The sequence below is a fragment of the Micromonospora rifamycinica genome, assembly GCF_900090265.1.
GTDB classification, from domain to species: Bacteria; Actinomycetota; Actinomycetes; order Mycobacteriales; family Micromonosporaceae; genus Micromonospora; species Micromonospora rifamycinica.
Genome location: NZ_LT607752.1, coordinates 4,205,298 through 4,222,128, shown reverse-complemented (window position 1 = coordinate 4,222,128; position 16,831 = coordinate 4,205,298). Strand labels below are relative to the sequence as shown.

Sequence of the window (16,831 nt, the reverse complement as noted above, 5' to 3'; positions counted from 1 at the left end):
AGCCTCCCTAGGGGTTGAGGGTGAACGGTCGGAAGGTGCGCGGCCCGTAGAGCCGGTCGAGCACCTCGTCGAGTTCGCCGAGCAGTCGCCAGGCGTCGTCGGGTCGGGCGGCCAGCGCCGGGCGGCGGCAGCCGTCGGCGAAGGCGCGCAGTTCACGGGGGGCGCGGTCGCCCATCAGCCAGCTCATGCACGCCGCGGCCATCGCCAGGTCGGTGCCGGGGCCGGCGGGTCGCCGTGCGGTGACCTCCGGCGGGTACCAGTCCTCGTGGCCGGGGACCAGCGCCGGGACGGTGCCGCCGTCGACGGCGGAGAAGCACCAGTCGACGAGCACCACGCCGTGCGCGTCCGGCTCGATCAGCACGTGCCGGGGGAGCACCGCACCGTGCACCACGCCGGCCCGGTGGGCCAGGCCGAGGGCGACCAGCAGCCGCCGCCACATCCAGGCCGCGTCCCGGGCGTCCAGCCCGTCGGGGTACGCCCGGCGGACCGCGTCGAGGTCGTGCAGCCCCGGCACGGCGGCGAGCACGCTGATCCGGCGTTCCGCCCCGCTGGCGGCGTCGCGGTGCCGGAAGCTGTCCACCAGCCGGGGCACGTACGGCAGGTGGCGCGGGTCGCCGCGCTCCTCGATCTGCCGCAGGGCGTGCGCCTCGCGGGCCAGCAGGTCGTTGTCGGCCGGGTCACGGGGCAGCTTGAGCAGGCGGTCCGCCCCGACGTCGTAGAGGTCGGCCAGGTCGCCGCGGTGGGCGAGGGCGCCGAGCCGGTACCCGCCGAGCACGACAGTGGTCCCGTCGGTGGCGGTGCGGCCGTCCGGTGCCGGTCGGCCGGAGGCGGCCGTCGGGTCGCCGGGGGTGCCGGTCGGGTCGCCGGGGGCGGCGGTCCGGGTGGCCTGCCAGCGGGTGGTGACCTGGACGAACGCGTCGGTGGCGGCGGCGCGTACCCGATGGTCGAGCGCGCCCAGCCGGTCGGGGTGCAGGGCCGCGACCAGCTCGCGGTAGCGCCGCGCCGGGGTGTCGACGCCGAACAGGTCGGTGTCGGTGCGGGCCGCCGCGACCAGCCGGATCGCCTCGTCGGTCCTCACCGGACGGTCTCCTCCCGGGCGGGGCGCAGCAGCGCCGGGTGCAGCAGTCGGGCGTCGCCGGCCCGGTAGAGGCGGGCGCGGGGGCCGCCCCGGGTGCCGCCGCGTTCGGTGCTGACACCGGTGCTCTCCACGAAGCCGGGGACGGAGAGCACCTTGCGGTGGAAGTTGCCGGCGTGCAGCGGGTGACCCCACACCGTCTCGTAGACGCCGCGCAGCTCGGCGATGGTGAACTCGGGGCCGAGGAAGCGGGTGGCCAGCGGGGTGTACTCCAGCTTGGAGCGGGCCCGCTCCAGCCCGTCGTCGACGATCCGGGCGTGGTCGAAGGCGAGTTGCCGGCTGGGCAGGGCGGTGACCGGCAGCCAGCCGGCCTCGTCGGCGTCGGAGTCGGCGACCGGGTCGGGCAGGTCGGGGGCGAAGGCGAGGTGGGCGACGGAGACGATCCGCATCCGCGGGTCGCGGTCCGGGCTGCCGTAGCTGGCGAGTTGTTCCAGGTGGACGCGGCGCAGCCGGTCACCGCCGAGGCCGGTCTCCTCGGCCAGCTCGCGGCGGGCACCGGTGGTCAGGTCCTCGTCGGGCTGGACGAAGCCGCCGGGCAGCGCCCAGTGCCCCTGGTACGGCGGTTGGCCGCGCCGGATCAGCAGCAGGTGCAGCGCGCCCTCGCGGATGGTCAGCGCCACCACGTCCACGGTGACCGCGGTCGAGGGGTAGGCGCTCGGGTCGTAACCGGCGAGGAATTCCTGCTCGTTCACGGCGTCCCTCTCAGAGTGAGAATTACTCGTTCTGAGAACAACTTAGCTGACGAAAAAGTGCTCCGCAACGGGGGCAGCAGTCGACGGCGCTGTGCGTCCCGTCACCTGGCCGCCCGGCACCGTGCCGGGCCGGGCGGCGTCCGGCCTCAGCGGACGGTGCCCACCAGGTGCGGGCGGCCGTTCCGGGCGTCGTGCAGGGCGAAGTCCCAGCCCGGCACGGCGCTGAACGCGACAGTCGAGGGCAGCGGCACCGGCAGCTTGAACGCCACCTCCACCGTGTACGCCTCCGGCAGCCGGCTCTCCAGCGCGGCCAGGCAGCGGGCCTTGCTCCACATGCCGTGCGCGATCGGCCGGGGGAAACCGAACAGCCGCGCCCCCAACCGGGAGGTGTGGATCGGGTTGTGGTCCCCGGAGACCCGGGCGTAGTCCGTACCCACCCGGGGGGTGAGTCGCCAGTGCGCGGTGGCGGCCGGCGGTGCGGGCCGCCCACCGGGGTCGCGTCCACCGCCGCCGGCCCCCCGCTCCCGACCCAGGTACGTCGACACCCCGCGCCACACCTGCTCACCGTCGACCGAGCCGACCAGGACGACGTCGACCTGCCGCCCCCGGGCGTGCGGCCGCAGATTCCCGGCGTACGCGACGAAGTCCCACGGCACGTCGGCCGGGACCGGCCGGTGGACCGTGATCCGGTTGCCCACGTGCACCACCCCGGCCAGCGGGAACGGGAACTCCGGCAGGGTCATCAACCGCAGCGCCAACGGGAACCCCAGTACGTGCGGGTAGGTCGCCGGCAGCGCGTCGGCCACCCGGAAACCGCACACCCGGTCGTACTCCGCGAGATGGGCCCGGTCCACGGTGACCCCGGCGACGGCCAGCTCGACCGGGGGCGCGGCATCCGGCCGGCGGGAACGGCCGATCCCTGGCAACGCGTCGCGCAGCGCCCGCCGGCGGAGCGCACCCGGTCGGGGCAGCCCCGGAAGCACCACCCGGGGCCGGGCCGCAGGCCCGCCGTCGTGGCCGCCCGACCGGCCCGTCAGGTCCTCGGTGCCGGCCGCCGGGTCGGTGCCGGCCGGGGGCGTCAGGTCCCGGGTGGCGTACGCCGACAGGTCGTGGGTCTCGTCGGCGCTGTGGTCCGGCCCGGCGGCGCGGGCGGCGGCAAGGGCGGCCGCTGAGATGACCTCGGTCGGCCCATCGATCAGGTCGCCGACCGACAGTTCGCCGTCGTCGGAGTCCCCGGGTCGGTTCCTGCGCCGTGCCATCACGCCCCCAGCAGACTCTGGCCGCAGACCCGGACCACGTTGCCGCTGACCGCGCCCGAGGCCGGCCAGGCCAGCCAGCCGATCGTCTCGGCGACGTCCACCGGCAGGCCGCCCTGCGCCATGCTGTTCATCCGGCGACCCGCCTCCCGGATCACCAGCGGAACCCGGGCGGTCAGCCGGGTCTCGATGAACCCGGGGGCGACCGCGTTGACGCTGATCCCCCGCCCGGCCAGCGCCGGGGCGAGCGCGTCGACCAGGCCGATCACCCCGGCCTTGCTGGTCGCGTAGTTGGTCTGGCCCCGGTTGCCGGCGATCCCGGCGATCGACGAGACGGCGACCAGCCGCCCGCCCGCGGGGATCAACTCCCTTTCCAACAGCACGTCGTTGATCCGTTCCTGACTGGAGAGGTTGACGTCGAGCACCGCGTCCCACCGGTCGGCGTCCATCCGACCCAGCGTCCGGTCCCGGGTGATGCCGGCATTGTGCACCACCACGTCGACCCGGCCGTGCCGGTCGGCCAGGTGGTCGGCGAGCCGGGCGGGCGCGTCCGCGCCGGTCAGGTCGAGCTGTACGGCGGTGCCGCCGATCTCGTTGACGACCGCCGCGAGGGCGTCCCCGGCTGCCGGGACGTCCAGCGCGACGACCTGCGCGCCGTCGCGGGACAGCACCCGGGCCACCGCCGCGCCGATGCCCCGGGCCGCGCCGGTGACCAGCACCACCTGCCCGGCCAGCGGCCGGTTCCAGTCCGCCGGGGCGGTCGCGGTCCCGGTGCCGACCCGGACCACCTGCCCCGAGACGTACGCGGAGCGGCCGGAGAGCAGGAACCGCAGGGTCGCCTCCAGGCTGGTCGCGGTGCCGGCGTCCCCGTCCGGGGTGACGTACACCAGTTGGGCGGTGACGCCACGACCGAACTCCTTGCCGATGCTGCGGACGAGCCCTTCCAGGGACCGCTGGGCGGTGGCCTCCCGGGGGGAGCCGCACCCGGCCGGCGGGGTGCCCAGCACGATCACCCGGCCGCTGGGCAGGACCGAGCGCGCCTGCGGGTGGAAGAAGTCGTAGAGCTGGCGCAGGCCGGTGGAGTCGGTGATGCCGGTGGCGTCGTAGACCAGGGCGCCGTTCCCCGGCAACCGGCCGGTGGTCGGGTCCGGGGTACTGCTCGCCGGGGTGTCGCGCAACTCGACCCCGGCGTCCAGGAGTATCCGGCCTACCTGCACCGCCAGCCTCGATCCGCCGGCCGCGCCGAGCAGGGCCGGACCGGGCAGCAGCGGCTCGCCGGGGGTGTGCCGGCGCAGTCGCGGTGGGTCGGGCAGGCCGAGGCGCTTGACCAGCGCGCGACCGGCCCCCGATCGGACGAAGCTCGCGTACCTGTCGGTCATAGGCGTAGCCTACTGGCCAGTAGGTTGTGGGCAAGTCCTGAAACGGAGGCGGGATCGTGCAGAGCATCCGGCGGGTCGCGGTCATCGGCGGCAACCGCATCCCCTTCGCCCGGTCCAACTCCCGGTACGCCGACGCGTCCAACGCCGACCTGCTCGGCGCGGCGCTGGACGGGCTGATCGCCCGGTTCGGGCTGGCCGGGCAGCGGGTCGGCGAGGTGGTGGCCGGGGCGGTCCTCAAGCACGCGAAGGACTTCAACCTGACCCGGGAGGTGGTGCTCGGCTCGAAGCTCGACCCGCACACCCCCGCGTACGACATCCAGCAGGCCTGCGGCACCGGCCTGGAGGCGGCCATCCTGGTCGCCAACAAGATCGCCCTCGGGCAGCTCGACGTGGGCATCGCCGGTGGTGTCGACACCACCTCCGACGCACCGCTGGCGATCAACGAGGACATGCGCCGCACCCTGCTGAAGCTCAACAGCGCCCGGACCCTCGGCGAGCGGCTGAAGATCGCCGCCAGGCTCCGTCCGCACCAGCCGTTCCGGCCCGAGCTGCCGCGCAACGCCGAGCCCCGCACCGGGCTGTCCATGGGCGAGCACGCCGCCCGGACGGCGCTGCGCTGGCAGATCGACCGGCAGGCGCAGGACGAGTTGGCGCTGCGCTCGCACCAGCGCCTCGCCGCCGCGTACGACAGGGGGTTCTTCGACGACCTGATGACCCCCTACCTCGGGCTGACCCGGGACCAGAACCTCCGGCCCGACACCAGCCCGGAGAAGCTCGGCGCGCTCCGGCCGGTCTTCGGCACCCGGGGCCCGGACGCCGGGCAGGCCACCATGACCGCCGGCAACTCGTCCCCGCTGACCGACGGCGCGTCCACCGTGCTGCTCGCCTCCGAGCAGTGGGCGCGCGAGCACCAGTTGCCCGTGCTGGCCTGGTTCTCCTGGTCGGAGACGGCGGCGGTCGACTTCGTGCACGGCGACGAGGGGCTGCTGATGGCCCCCGCCTACGCGGTGCCCCGGATGCTGGACCGGGCCGGGTTGACCCTCCAGGACTTCGACTTCTACGAGATCCACGAGGCGTTCGCCTCCCAGGTGCTGGCCACCCTGGCCGCCTGGGAGTCGCCGGAGTTCGGCAAGGACCGGCTGGGGCGGGACGCCCCGCTGGGCGCGATCGACCGGGACCGGCTCAACGTCGCCGGCTCGTCGCTGGCCGCCGGGCACCCGTTCGCCGCCACCGGCGGCCGGATCGTGGCTACGCTGGCCAAGCTGCTCGCCGAGAAGGGCGGCGGCCGGGGGCTGATCTCGATCTGCGCGGCCGGCGGGCAGGGCGTGACCGCCATCCTGGAACGCTGAGGCGGCTTCCGTACGGGCTCACCTCGTCCGCAGCCAGCCGAGGAAGCGGGCGTGCAGGTCGCCGGCCGGCTGACGGCTCAGGTCCGTCAACGCCTCTACCAGTTGCAGACCGAGGTAGACGCCGAGGGCGGCGCGATCGTCCGCGTACTCGGTGAGTAGTCGGTCGCGGCGCACCCGGCAGGGCCAGGACTCGCCGCATCCGGTGCACTGCCAGCCGGGGCGGGCCGGTACGTGAGCACCCAGTGCGGGCACCGGCCGGATCCGGATCGCCTCCAGGCGGGCGAGCACCCGCCGCTGCCGTGCCCCGGACGGATGACCCAGTTCGACGCCACGCAGATGGATCCACAGGCCGTCGCTGTGTTCTTCCCGACGGCCCACCTTGACGATCCGTAGGGTCAGGGTGCCGAGCCCGTAGCAGTAGTGCTGCTCGGCCACCGTCACCACGTCGCCGATCCCGAACGGGACCACCGGCCGGACGGTCATGACGACACCGAGGAGTGCGGCCCGGTGGCGGCTGCGCGCAGCCGGAGCATCCAGGCGAAGGTCAACAGTGGTGCCTGCCGGAGCATGCCCTGGCTGTTCGTCGACCGATAGGCGCCCATCTTCCACTCCTGTCGTTCGCGGATGCACGCAGGGCAGCTTCACTGGCGTCGACAACCTTACTGCCTATCGAATAAGGCATTAAGGATGGATGGGTAGATCGTTTTTGCTGAACTACCCTTGGCCAGTGCCGGTGCAGAGGAGTCGAAGGTGAGTCGCCCCGAGTGGATCAGTGTCTCGATGCCTTACGTGACGCCCCGATCGCGCGCAGGCGGGGACATGTGGGCCACCGAGGCGGCGCAGCAGGGCGGGCTCGGCACCCAGAGGCTGTTGGAGGTGACGGAGGTGTCGCCGACGGCTGAGGTGGCGGAAGCGCTGCTGGTGGATGCCGACACGCCGGTCGTCGTTCGACGGCGGCTCATGATGTTCGACGGGCAACCGGTCGAGTTGACCGACTCGTACTACCCGGCCTCGATCGCTCGCGGCACGGCCTTGGGTGAGCCCCGCAAGATCCGGGGAGGAGCGGTCAGTCTGCTCGCCGAGCTGGGCTATCGTCCCGGGCGGGCCACGGAGGACGTCTACACCCGGCAGCCCACCGAATCCCAGCGGAGCGCGCTCGGGCTGACGGCCGGAGATTGGGTGCTCGGGCTGACCCGGCTACTCAGCACCGCTGAGGGCGTGCCTGTCGAGTTGAGCGTCATGACGATGGTGCCGCAGGGCCGGCGCCTACGGTACGAATTGACCGTCGAATAGCGGATCGAGGGAGCGGCACATGGCCAGCACAGGCGACGACCGTCCTCGGCATGAGCAGATCGCGGCCGACCTGCGGGCCCGCATCATGTCTGGCGATCTGCCTGCCGGCTCTCAACTGCCGTCGATCCCTACCTTGACGACGCGGTATGCCGCTGCCACGGCAACTGTTCAACGGGCGCTTGCCGCATTGAAGGCGGAGGGATCGGTGCGCAGTGAGATGGGCAGAGGTGTCTACGTCCGCGACCGCCAGGCCCTTGTCATGGAGGCTTCGGCTTATCTCGCGCCGCAGCCGAACGGGGTCAGCTATCGCCTGCTCGCCGTCGAGGAGGTGGAGCCCTCCCCGGAGGTGGCGCGGCTACTGGCTCTGGGCAGCGACGACACGGTGGTGCTCCGACAGCGGCTGATGCTGCACGGCGGGGAGCCGACGGAGTTGTGCTGGTCGTACTATCCGGCCTCGATGGCTCGGGGCACCGAACTCGCCGAACGCCGCAAGATCAGCGGTGGAGCCGCCCGGGTCCTGGCGGACCTCGGCCATCCGGAGTACGAGGTGGTCGATCACGTGTCGGCCCGGATGCCGACCTCCGAGGAGGTGGAGAGGCTGGCGCTGCCGCCGTACGTGCCTGTGCTGCGCCAGCTGCGGGTGGTTCTCACCGCGACGAAACAGCCTGTCGAGGTGTCGGTGCTGATCAAGGGCAGTCATCTGCACGAGCTTCGTTACGGGTTCCGTATCTGACGGTCCTCGATACCCGCCGGGGTACCTGCGCAGGGCCCGTGCATCTGCTGACCACTGTGGTCGGACACTCGGCGCTCGCGCAGCTCAGGGCGGTGTTGCCGGGGCTCCGTACCGTGGTGTCAGCCCGCCCGGCGTCCTGGTGGCGGTGCCCCGTGGAGGAGCGTCATGCCTGGTCGTGCCCTGCTGCGTACCGCTGCCGTTGCTTTTGCCGGCGTGCTCGCGGCCGGCGGTTGTGCCCCCACCACGAGGGATGTCGAGGGGCCTCCGGCGGTCGGGACGGCTGGCGGTCCGGCGGGGTCGGGCCACGCGAGGAGCGGCTCCGGCGACACCGGCACGGTCACCGACGGCGGCGCCCCGGGCGTGGGGATCCAGGAGGCCGACCCCACCGGCAGCCCCACGGCCGGCGGTGGCGGGGACACCGGCGGCGTCCCGTCCGGTACGACGGCGAGCGGCCCCACCATCAGCTCCTTCCGGGTCACCCGCAAGCCGAGCTGCCCGGCCGGCACCACCGTCAACCCGATCCCCGGCACTGGGGTACGGATGGAGTGGAAGGTCGGCAACGCGACCTCGGTGGCCCTGTCGGTCGACGGCCCCGGCGTCTACCGCGACGACTACCCGTCGACCGGCAGTGAGGAGCTCACCTTCCCGTGCTCGGGTGGCGAGGGTGACACCCAGCGGCACACGTACACGTTGACGGCGCGCAACGCGCACGGCAAGCAGACGAGGACCCTCGTGGTCACCGCGCCGGTGCACGACATCCCGAAGGTCTGACGCCGGACTGCGTGGCCCGCGCGGTCCGGCTGGCCCCCCACCGGCCGCTGTCGCAGGGCCCGCCGCCCGGCCCCTGGTCGGCCCGACCAGGGCGGCGGTCGTCGGGTAGGCGAGAATGAGGTACGTGACGACGATCCCGAACGTGCTCGCCCACCGGTACGCCTCACCCGAACTGGTCGCCCTCTGGTCCCCGGAGGAGAAGGTCCGGATGGAGCGGCGGCTCTGGCTCGCCGTGCTCCGCGCCCAGCGGGACCTCGGCGTGGCGGTCCCCGACGGCGTGGTCGAGGCGTACGAGCGGGTGGTCGACCAGGTCGACCTGGCGTCGATCGCCGAGCGGGAGCGGGTCACCCGGCACGACGTGAAGGCCCGGATCGAGGAGTTCAGCGCGCTCGCCGGGCACGAGCACGTGCACAAGGGGATGACCTCCCGCGACCTCACCGAGAACGTCGAGCAGCTCCAGGTGCGCGCCTCGCTGGAGCTGATCCGGGACCGGGTGGTCGCCGCGCTGGCCCGGCTGGCCTGGCTCGCCCACGAGCACTCCGGCCTGGTGCTGACCGGCCGTTCGCACAACGTCGCCGCGCAGGCCACCACGCTGGGCAAGCGCTTCGCCTCGGCGGCCGAGGAGCTGCTGATCGCGTACGAGCGGCTGGAAGACCTGATCGGCCGCTACCCGCTGCGCGGCATCAAGGGTCCAGTGGGCACCGCCGCCGACCAGCTCGACCTCTTCGACGGCGACGCGGAGAAGGTCGCCGAGCTGGAGCGTCGGGTCGCCGGTCACCTCGGGTTCGCCCGGGTGCTGGACAGCGTGGGGCAGGTCTACCCGCGCTCGCTGGACTTCGACGTGCTCTCCGCGCTCGCGCAGGTGGCCGCCGCGCCGTCGTCGCTGGCCACCACGATCCGGCTGATGGTCGGTCAGGAGCTGGCCACCGAGGGCTTCAAGCCGGGCCAGGTCGGCTCCAGCGCGATGCCGCACAAGATGAACACCCGGTCGTCGGAGCGGGTGAACGGCTTCGCGGTGATCATCCGGGGGTACCTGTCGATGGTCGGCGAGCTGGCCGGCGACCAGTGGAACGAGGGGGACGTCTCCTGCTCGGTGGTCCGCCGGGTGGCCCTGCCGGACGCCTTCTTCGCCGCCGACGGGCTGTTCCAGACCTTCCTCACCGTGCTCGACGAGTTCGGGGCGTATCCGGCGGTGATCAGCCGGGAGCTGGAGCGCTTCCTGCCCTTCCTGGCCACCACCAGGATCCTGGTGGCGGCGGTGCGCCGGGGCGTCGGCCGGGAGGCCGCCCACGAGGTGATCAAGGAGCACGCGGTCGCGGTGGCCCTTGCGATGCGGGAGAAGGGCGCTCCCGACAACGACCTGTTCGACCGGTTGGCCGCCGACTCGCGCCTCGGCCTCACCCGCAGCGAGATCGACACCCTGGTCGCCGACCCCGCCACCTTCACCGGTGCCGCCCAGGCCCAGGTGGACGCGATCACCCGCCGCATCACCACGGTCGTCACCGCCCACCCCGAAGCCGCCACCTACTCCCCACCCCCCATCCTCTGACCCCCCTCCGCCCCGCGCGTTCCCCCGCCCGCCCCGCCCACCCTTGCCCCGGTGATCAAGAGCTTTGCGTCACCAACGAAGATCAACCAGTCCCAAACCTCTTGATCACGCCCCGCAGTCCTGGCCGGGCGTCGGCTCGCCCCCGTGATCAAGAGGTTTGCGTCACCAATGAAGATCGAATTGGCGTAAACCTCTTGATCACCGAGGTCAAAAGGGGCGGTGGGCGGCAGGGACGGGCGGGTCAGGAGTCCCGGGTGGGGGTTTCGGCGGCGGAGGAGAGGTTGGGGGCGCTCGCCGGTTCGGCGATGCCGCCGGGGGCCTCGGCGAAGCCGGGCTCGTGGGCGGTCTCCGCGGCGACCAGGGGCTGGTCGTGCGGCATGACGTCGGGGACCTTGGGCACCACGATCACCGCCGTGCCGTAGGCGCAGATCTCCATCCACATCTCGCCGCAGTCCCGGCTGTCGAAGCGCATCCCCACCACGGCGTTCGCGCCGATGCGCAGGGCCTCCTCGCCGAGCCGGGCCACCGAGTCGGTACGCCACCGGGTGAGGTTGTCCGGGGCCATCGGGTCGTACGCGCCACCGCGCAGGTTCTTGACCCCCTCACGGTACGGATTACGGGTCCGCGCCATCGACGACACCACTTCGCCGAGGATCTGGCGGATCTCGTAGCCGGGCAGTTGATCCGTCGTCACGACCAGCACGGTTCGATGCTGTCAGTAGCCGTACGGCGTCGAAGCGTGCCGTACGCACCTGGTCGGATGCTGCAAAACCAGGCGGCGCGGACGGTCGGCACGCGACCGGCCATCCGCGCCGCCTGCGGTGGTAACCGTCAGACACCGGCCGTCGAGGTGATCCAGGCCCGGTTGTACGCGACGCTGCCGTAGTTCTGGATGCTCGACCCGTCGGCGGTGGAGGCGACACCGACCTGCCGGCCGTTGTAGAACTGCGGGCCGCCCGAGTCGCCGCGCCAGGCGTTGCCGTTGATCCGGGTGCTCCGGATCGCCTGGCCGCCGTACGCGTCGGTGGCGTTGGTGCTGGTCACCTGCACCGAGGCGGTCTTGAGCTGGCTGGACGCCCCGCAGCCGCTGTAGCAGGTCATGCCCCAGCCGTAGATGGTGTTGGTGGAGCCGACCGGCGGGTTGCTGCTGGCCAGGCTGACGGGGGTGTTGGTGACGGTGCTGGCGAGTCGGAGCAGGGCGAGGTCGTTGCGCGTGTAGGAGGCGCTGACGCTACGGGTGGTGCCGCCGGAGGCGTAGTAGACGCTGCCGACCCGGACGGACATGGTGCCGCTGACGCAGTGCCGGGCGGTGAGGACCCACTGGGCCGCGATGACGCTGCCGGAGCAGGTGAACGACCCGTTGCTGAAGACGGCGGCGGCCCAGGGGGCGGAGGAGACGGTGCTGCCGCCGATGATCGGTTGCGGACCGGCCGGGGCGGCGGTGGCCCCGGAGGCGGTGGCCAGGACACCGGCGAGGGCGGTGGTCAGCACGGCGAGGGTGGACCGGAGGCGCATGTCGGGTTCCCTTCACGTCGGGCAGCCCGGGGTCACCGGGCCGCGGTGGCCGGCGCGGGGCGGGGGTGGCCCATCGTGAACGCCGACCAGACATCGACATATGACGATTGAGGTTAGAGGTCGTCCGGATCACACACAAGCTCGTGATCGGGATCGGTCGTTGTGACAGACATGACTCGCGGGGCGCTCGTCCCCGTTTGTCGGATACCGGTCCCAAATCTGGCGTTGAGCCACGTATTGCCTGCTCAAATGGGTTGTGTCGAGTCGACGCGACGACGATCGGCAACAAATCCGTATCAGAGCGGCAACGAACGGATCTCGGTCGACCGCCCCGGTGGACGGTAATGTCGATCACTGCCTGAACTGCGCCCGGCCGGTGCGTCCGGACCGGAATCTGCCAGGTACGCTGGCTGCGCTCGCCCGTAGTGGGCCGGCACCCAACTGCGTACACAGTCAGGAGTGCCCAGTGCCTCGCGTCGTCGTCGACGTCATGCTCAAGCCCGAGATCCTCGATCCTCAGGGCCAGGCCGTCGCAAACGCGCTGCCGCGGCTCGGCGTCGGTGACGTCGCCTCCGTCCGCATCGGCAGGCGGATCGAGATCGAGTTCACCGGCGAACCGGACCTGGACCGGGCCCGGGAGATCGCCGACAAGCTGCTCGCCAACCCCGTCATCGAGGACTTCACGGTCCGGGTCGAGGCCGACGAGACCGCGGACGCGCACTCGTGACCGCCCGCGTCGGAGTGGTGACCTTCCCCGGCTCGCTGGACGACGGGGACGCCGCCCGTGCCGTGCGGATCGCCGGTGCGGAGCCGGTCCGGCTCTGGCACGGTGACCCGGAGCTGCACGGGGTGGACGCCGTCGTGCTCCCGGGTGGTTTCTCCTACGGCGACTACCTGCGCTGCGGGGCCATCGCCCGCTTCGCTCCGGTGATGGAGACCCTGGTCGACGCCGCCCGGGGCGGCCTGCCGGTGCTCGGCATCTGCAACGGCTTCCAGATCCTCTGCGAGGCCCACCTGCTGCCCGGCGCCCTCACCCGCAACCAGCACCTGCACTTCCGTAACCGCGACCAGCACCTGCGGGTCGAGTCGGCGGGCACCGCCTGGACGAACACCTTCCAGCCCGGCCAGGAGATCCTCGTCCCGGTCAAGAACGGCGAGGGCTGCTACGTGGCGGACACCGCCACCCTGGACGCACTGGAGGCCGAGGGCCGGGTCGTCGCCCGCTACGTCGGCGGCAACCCGAACGGCTCGCAGCGGGACATCGCCGCGATCACCAACGCCGCCGGCAACGTGGTCGGCATCATGCCCCACCCGGAGCACGCGGTCGAGGCGCTCACCGGCCCCTCCCTGGACGGCCTCGGCTTCTTCACCTCAGTGCTCAAGCACCTGGTGGGGACGCCGGCGTGACGATGCACGGCGGGAACATCGGTCGGCTCCACCGCCCCCGGGGCGGGTACGAGCGCAGCGAGGAGAGGTCATGACCACCCACCAGGACCCGGCCGTACGGGCCGCCGCGGGCTCCGTCCCGGCGGGGCCGCACGCGGCCGTCGCGCCGCCGGCCACCGCCGGCCGGCACACCGGTCCGGCGTCGACCACCGACTGGGCCGACGGCGTGGACACCGTGCAGCGGGCCACCGCCACCGGCGACGAGCTCCAGCCGTACGCCGAGCTGGGCCTGCGCGACGACGAGTACGACCGGATCCGGCACATCCTCGGCCGCCGCCCCACCCAGGCCGAGCTGGCCATGTACTCGATCATGTGGAGCGAGCACTGCTCCTACAAGTCCAGCAAGGTGCACCTGCGCCAGTTCGGCGAGAAGGCCCCGCCGAGCGACCGGCTGCTCGCCGGCATCGGGGAGAACGCCGGCGTGGTCCGGGTCTCCGACACGCTGGCCGTCACCTTCAAGGTCGAGTCGCACAACCACCCGAGCTTCGTCGAGCCCTACCAGGGTGCGGCGACCGGCGTCGGCGGCATCGTCCGGGACATCCTGGCGATGGGCGCCCGCCCGGTCGCGGTGATGGACCCGCTGCGGTTCGGCGCGGCCGACCACCCGGACACCGCCCGGGTGCTGCCCGGGGTGGTGGCCGGTGTCGGCGGCTACGGCAACTGCCTCGGCCTGCCCAACATCGGCGGCGAGCTGGTCTTCGACCCGTGCTACCAGGGCAACCCGCTGCTCAACGCGCTCTGCCTCGGGGTGCTGCCGGTCGACCGGTTGCAGAAGAAGGACGCCGCCGGCCCCGGCAACGTCGTGGTGCTGCTCGGCGCGAAGACCGGCCGGGACGGCATCGGCGGCGTGTCGGTGCTGGCCAGCGCCACCTTCGACGAGGGCAGCGAGCAGCGCCGCCCGTCGGTGCAGGTCGGTGACCCGTTCATCGAGAAGCTGCTGATCGAGGCCTGCCTGGAGCTGTACGACGCCGAGCTGGTCGTCGGCATCCAGGACCTCGGCGGCGCGGGCCTGACCTGCGCGCTCACCGAGACCGCCGCGTCCGCCGGCACCGGGATGCGGGTCTGGTTGGAGCGGGTTCCGCTGCGCGAGCCGTCGATGGAGCCGCACGAGATCCTGGCCAGCGAGTCCCAGGAGCGGATGCTGCTGGTGGTGACCCCGGAGAAGCTGGAGGCGGTGCTCAAGACCGCCGAGAAGTGGGGGGTGCTGGCCACCGCGATCGGCGAGGTCACCGCGCCGTCGCCCGACGGGCGGCCGGGCCGGCTGCTGGTCACCTGGAACGACCACGTGGTGGTCGACGTGCCGCCGGGGTCGCTGGTCGACGACGGTCCGGTCTACGCGCGCCCGATGCGGGAGCCGGCCGACCTGATCCTGCTCCAGGCCGACCGGGCCGAGACGCTGCCCCGGCCGGGTAACCCGGAGGCGCTGCGGGAGACCCTGCTCCGCATGATCGCCTCGCCCAACCTCGCCGACAAGACCTGGGTCACCGAGCAGTACGACCGCTACGTGCTCGGCAACACCGTGCTCGCCCAGCCGGAGGACTCCGGCGTGATCCGGATCGACGAGCAGAGCGGCCTGGGGGTCGCCCTCTCCGTCGACGGCAACGGCCGGTACGCCCGCCTCGACCCGTACCAGGGGACGAAGCTGGCGCTCGCCGAGGCGTACCGGAACGTGGCGGTGACCGGCGCGCAGCCGATCGCCGTGACCAACTGCCTCAACTTCGGCTCGCCGGAGGACCCGGGCGTGATGTGGCAGTTCGCCGAGGCCGTCCGTGGCCTGGCGGACGGCTGCCTCGAACTGGGCATCCCGGTGACCGGCGGCAACGTCAGCTTCTACAACCAGACCGGTGCCGCCGCGATCCACCCCACCCCGGTGGTCGGCGTGCTGGGTGTGCTGGACAACGTCGCCGACCGGGTGCCGATGGGCTTCGTCCCGCGGGCCAACGGCGACCACGACCAGGTCTACCTGCTCGGCGACACGCACGTCGAGCTGTCCGGCTCCGAGTGGGCCTGGGTGACGCACGAGCACCTCGGCGGCATGCCGCCCCAGGTCGACCTGGGCCGGGAACGCCAGCTCGCCGAGCTGATGGCGGCGGCGGCCCGGGTGGGTCACCTCAGCTCCGCCCACGACCTGTCCGACGGTGGCCTGGCGCAGAGCCTGGTGGAGTCCAGCCTGCGCCGGGGCGTCGGGGTCCGGATCGGGGTGCCGGAGCGGTTCGCCGACGGTTCGTTGCCGTTCGTCTTCCTGTTCAGCGAGTCGTCCGGCCGGGCGCTGGTGACCGTGCCGCGCGGGCACGAGAAGGCGTTCACCGCGCTCTGCGCCGAGCACGGCGTGCCGTGGGAGCTGATCGGGGTGACCGATCCGGCGGGCGGTGCCCTGGACGTGCACGGCCAGTTCCGGATCGGGCTGGACGAGCTGCGGGCCGCGCACACCGCGACCCTGCCCCGGCTCTTCGGCGGCCCGGAGGCGGCCCAGGTGCAGGTGGAGGCGGTCCGGACCGGCACCACCACGATCGCGCCGGCCACCGCCGGGCAGCCGGTGGACGTACCCGACCGGGAGCAGCCGGCGGACGCGGACGACCCGGCCGGCGAGGTGGTGGCCGCTGCGGTGGCGGGTGCCCCGTCGCCCACCGGCCCGGACGCCGCACACCCCGTGCCGGCACCGGAGGCCCCCGGGCCGACGACCGCACACCCCGCGCCGGCACCGGACGCCGGACCGGCGTCGGGCGGCCCGGCCGGGGCGGACACCCCCGAAGCGGGTACGCCGGACGCCGCGTCGCCGGACGCCGGGCACGGCACCGGTGCGCCTGCGGCCGGGTCGACCCCGGCGGCCGGTGCGGACGACACTGCGGCGGCCGGGTCCGGCGACGGACAGCGTCCGACGCCCGACCAGCGCTGAGGCGGTGACCCCGGCCGTCCATTCCCAGCCCGGATCGGGTGCCCGGTTCGACTGGGGGCTGACCGGGGCGGCGGAACTAGGCCGGGTCTGCGCCGTCCTGGTGGTGGTGGACGTGCTCTCGTTCACCACCGCCGTGGAGGTGGCGGTCGCCCGGGGGATGCGGGTGCACCCGTTCCCCTGGGGCGAGCAGGCGGCCGACTACGCGGTGCGGGTCGGTGCGGTGGCCGCGGTGGGTCGTCGGCAGGCCGACGCCGACCATCCGTGGTCGCTCTCCCCGGCGGCCCTGCGCAGCGCGCCGTTCGCCGCCGACCTGGTGCTGCCGTCGCCGAACGGCTCGGCGATCAGCGCCGCCGCCAGCGCCACCGGCCGACCGGTGGTCGCGGCGTGCCTGCGCAACGCCCGCGCCGTCGGGGGATGGCTGCGCCACCACGGGTACGGCGCGACGGACGCCCCGGTGGGGGTGGTGGCCGCCGGTGAACGATGGCCGGACGGCACCCTGCGCCCCTCGGTGGAGGACCAGTTGGGTGCGGCCAGTGTGCTGGACGCGCTCTCCGATGTGCCCGGTGGACTCTCGGTGGAGGCCGCGATGGCGCTCGCCGCGCTGGCCAGCACCCCCGACGTGCCGGCGGCGGTACGCGGCTGCGTCTCCGGCCGTGAGCTGATCGAGGGCGGCTTCGCCGGGGACGTCGAGATCGCCGTCCAGCGTGAGGTGTCGAGCGTGGTGCCGGTGCTCCGCCAGGGCGTCTTCTCGGCCGGCTGACTCCGGGCCGGTGCACTGCGGACCCTGCGGAATCCCGGAAGCGACAGCGGGCCGCCC

Annotated in this window: 16 protein-coding genes and 1 pseudogene; 9 read left to right on the top strand and 8 right to left on the bottom strand. The window is 73.1% G+C overall.

Features of this window, described 5'->3' with window-relative positions; all coding sequences use genetic code 11:
* Positions 1-7: 7 nt before the first annotated feature.
* The 4 genes from GA0070623_RS17485 to GA0070623_RS17470 all read right to left on the bottom strand — a co-directional run bounded on the left by GA0070623_RS17485 (position 8) and on the right by GA0070623_RS17470 (position 4,462).
* Positions 8-1,078 carry a serine/threonine-protein kinase gene (locus GA0070623_RS17485; protein ID WP_067303270.1) on the bottom strand — a complete coding sequence of 357 codons (1,071 nt, stop codon included), beginning with the start codon at positions 1,076-1,078 and terminating at the stop codon, positions 8-10.
* Complete coding sequence (locus GA0070623_RS17480; protein ID WP_067303273.1) at positions 1,075-1,827, bottom strand: NUDIX hydrolase; 753 nt, start codon at positions 1,825-1,827, stop codon at positions 1,075-1,077. Before GA0070623_RS17480 ends, GA0070623_RS17485 begins: the two co-directional genes overlap by 4 nt.
* Positions 1,828-1,973: 146 nt before the next feature.
* Complete coding sequence (locus tag GA0070623_RS17475; protein ID WP_084261100.1) at positions 1,974-3,086, bottom strand: MaoC/PaaZ C-terminal domain-containing protein; 1,113 nt, start codon at positions 3,084-3,086, stop codon at positions 1,974-1,976.
* Positions 3,086-4,462: a 3-oxoacyl-ACP reductase gene (locus tag GA0070623_RS17470; RefSeq protein WP_067303279.1), complete on the bottom strand. Its 1,377-nt coding sequence runs from the start codon at positions 4,460-4,462 to the stop codon at positions 3,086-3,088. The genes GA0070623_RS17475 and GA0070623_RS17470 overlap by 1 nt, the downstream gene beginning before the upstream one ends.
* A gap of 56 nt (positions 4,463-4,518) precedes the next feature.
* On the opposite strand from GA0070623_RS17470, the gene GA0070623_RS17465 reads away from it, so the two are divergent.
* Positions 4,519-5,811: an acetyl-CoA C-acetyltransferase gene (locus GA0070623_RS17465; protein ID WP_067303282.1), complete on the top strand. Its 1,293-nt coding sequence runs from the start codon at positions 4,519-4,521 to the stop codon at positions 5,809-5,811.
* Between the two features lie 18 nt (positions 5,812-5,829).
* Here the strand turns inward: GA0070623_RS17465 and GA0070623_RS30400 are convergent, their stop codons facing one another.
* Positions 5,830-6,294, bottom strand: a complete 465-nt coding sequence (locus GA0070623_RS30400) for a hypothetical protein (RefSeq protein WP_084261096.1) — start codon at positions 6,292-6,294, stop codon at positions 5,830-5,832.
* Complete coding sequence (locus GA0070623_RS31420; protein ID WP_269458961.1) at positions 6,291-6,413, bottom strand: hypothetical protein; 123 nt, start codon at positions 6,411-6,413, stop codon at positions 6,291-6,293. Before GA0070623_RS31420 ends, GA0070623_RS30400 begins: the two co-directional genes overlap by 4 nt.
* Positions 6,414-6,630: 217 nt before the next feature.
* Here GA0070623_RS31420 and GA0070623_RS17455 point away from each other — a divergent pair, with 217 nt between their 5' ends.
* The 4 genes from GA0070623_RS17455 to purB all read left to right on the top strand — a co-directional run bounded on the left by GA0070623_RS17455 (position 6,631) and on the right by purB (position 10,157).
* The gene (locus tag GA0070623_RS17455) at positions 6,631-7,104 is read left to right on the top strand and encodes a GntR family transcriptional regulator (RefSeq protein WP_084261097.1); all 474 of its coding nucleotides are present in this window, start codon (positions 6,631-6,633) and stop codon (positions 7,102-7,104) included.
* A 19-nt stretch (positions 7,105-7,123) separates the two neighbouring features.
* Positions 7,124-7,837 carry a GntR family transcriptional regulator gene (locus tag GA0070623_RS17450; RefSeq protein WP_067303285.1) on the top strand — a complete coding sequence of 238 codons (714 nt, stop codon included), beginning with the start codon at positions 7,124-7,126 and terminating at the stop codon, positions 7,835-7,837.
* A 165-nt stretch (positions 7,838-8,002) separates the two neighbouring features.
* Positions 8,003-8,608 carry a hypothetical protein gene (locus GA0070623_RS17445; protein ID WP_157517456.1) on the top strand — a complete coding sequence of 202 codons (606 nt, stop codon included), beginning with the start codon at positions 8,003-8,005 and terminating at the stop codon, positions 8,606-8,608.
* A gap of 124 nt (positions 8,609-8,732) precedes the next feature.
* Positions 8,733-10,157, top strand: coding sequence for an adenylosuccinate lyase (gene purB / locus GA0070623_RS17440; RefSeq protein ID WP_067303398.1), 1,425 nt, complete (start codon positions 8,733-8,735; stop codon positions 10,155-10,157).
* Between the two features lie 241 nt (positions 10,158-10,398).
* On the opposite strand, the pseudogene GA0070623_RS17435 reads toward purB, so the two are convergent.
* Positions 10,399-10,964 (bottom strand): annotated as a pseudogene (locus tag GA0070623_RS17435) (YbjQ family protein).
* Positions 10,965-10,988: 24 nt separating this feature from the next.
* Complete coding sequence (locus tag GA0070623_RS17430) at positions 10,989-11,672, bottom strand: S1 family peptidase (RefSeq protein WP_067303291.1); 684 nt, start codon at positions 11,670-11,672, stop codon at positions 10,989-10,991.
* A gap of 466 nt (positions 11,673-12,138) precedes the next feature.
* Here GA0070623_RS17430 and purS point away from each other — a divergent pair, with 466 nt between their 5' ends.
* The 4 genes from purS (at position 12,139) to GA0070623_RS17410 (ending at position 16,774) form a co-directional block, all read left to right on the top strand.
* The gene (purS, locus tag GA0070623_RS17425; protein WP_067303294.1) at positions 12,139-12,399 is read left to right on the top strand and encodes a phosphoribosylformylglycinamidine synthase subunit PurS; all 261 of its coding nucleotides are present in this window, start codon (positions 12,139-12,141) and stop codon (positions 12,397-12,399) included.
* Positions 12,396-13,079 (top strand): phosphoribosylformylglycinamidine synthase subunit PurQ, encoded by a 684-nt coding sequence (gene purQ / locus GA0070623_RS17420; protein WP_067303297.1) that lies wholly within the window; start codon positions 12,396-12,398, stop codon positions 13,077-13,079. The genes purS and purQ overlap by 4 nt, the downstream gene beginning before the upstream one ends.
* Before the next feature lie 70 nt (positions 13,080-13,149).
* Positions 13,150-16,014 carry a phosphoribosylformylglycinamidine synthase subunit PurL gene (purL, locus tag GA0070623_RS17415; RefSeq protein WP_067303299.1) on the top strand — a complete coding sequence of 955 codons (2,865 nt, stop codon included), beginning with the start codon at positions 13,150-13,152 and terminating at the stop codon, positions 16,012-16,014.
* Positions 16,015-16,018: 4 nt separating this feature from the next.
* On the top strand, positions 16,019-16,774 hold the full coding sequence (locus tag GA0070623_RS17410) for a 2-phosphosulfolactate phosphatase (protein ID WP_067303404.1): 756 nt from the start codon (positions 16,019-16,021) through the stop codon (positions 16,772-16,774).
* The last annotated feature ends 57 nt before the right edge of the window (positions 16,775-16,831 follow it).